This is a genomic window from Streptomyces otsuchiensis, assembly GCF_004305975.1.
Classification (GTDB): domain Bacteria; phylum Actinomycetota; class Actinomycetes; order Streptomycetales; family Streptomycetaceae; genus Streptomyces; species Streptomyces otsuchiensis.
In genome coordinates, this window is the sequence record NZ_BHZI01000561.1 from 1 (window position 1) to 931 (window position 931).

Here is a 931-nt window from a genome sequence, read left to right on the forward strand (position 1 = left end):
GCGCAGCCGGGTCAGCAGCTCCACCGCCGTCCAGGGCGCGGCCCCGTACCCGAGGTCGACCGCGACCGGGGCAGTGGCCGACCGGCGCAGCGCCGGCCCGTGCGCGGCGGCGATCCAGCGGTCCATCCGCCGCAGCCGGTTCGGGCCGGTGGTACCGCGAGTCACCGTGCCGAGCGGGCGCGACGGGCGCGACGGCGGGCGGACGGCGGACATGGCCCCAGCGTATGCGCCCCGGAGCCGCCGGGCCGACGGCCCGCCCCCGGGGTCAGCCCGCGCGTCTGCGGGCGGTGACGTACACGCTGCCCCAGCGCCGTCTCGGGTTGGCCAGGCCGGGGTCGAAGGGCCACGGCTCGACCGTCTCGAAGCCCGCGCCGGAGAAGAGAGCGACCAGCTTCTCGTGGTCGTACGCCCACAGGTGCGGGGTGTACCGGGGGTCGTCGTCCTGGTCGCGGAAGACGTAGTTGACCAGGTCGAGGGCGGTGTCGACGCGCAGGTCCGCGCGCCGCGCGTACCAGCGGGCGACCGTCTCGGCGGCCTGCGCCGAGTCGGCCGGGCCGGGGTAGGCGCGCAGCGCGAAGGCGGCGTCCGGCACGCCGGTGATCACCTGCCCGCCGGGTGCCAGCACCCGGTGGGCCTCGCGGGCGTACCGTTCCGCCGAGCGCGGGTAGTCGATGTGCTCCAGGAAGTGCTCGGAGAACAGCACCTCCACGGAGGCGTCGTGCAGGGGCAGGCCCTCGCGGACGTCCCACAGCTGGTCGGCGGGCGGGGTGGCGTCGATGTTCCAGAAGCCGTCGACGCGGTGGCTGCCGCCGCCGACCTGTACCCGTGACGGGCGGCTGCCGGCGCGGCCGCCGGCCAGCGCGCGCCGGCCCGTCGTGTGGTGGTGGTGCACGGACAGCTCTCGTGCCAGGTGGCGGAGGGCTCGTGCCAG

At 76.8% G+C, this 931-nt stretch carries 1 protein-coding gene and 1 pseudogene; both read right to left on the reverse strand.

Going from position 1 to position 931, the window contains the following annotated elements; genetic code table 11:
- Window positions 1-213, reverse strand: a pseudogene (locus E0D90_RS25840) (class I SAM-dependent methyltransferase); the annotation flags it as partial.
- A gap of 52 nt (window positions 214-265) precedes the next feature.
- A partial coding sequence (locus tag E0D90_RS25845) for a class I SAM-dependent methyltransferase (protein WP_130800326.1) occupies window positions 266-931 on the reverse strand: 666 nt, incomplete at its 5' end.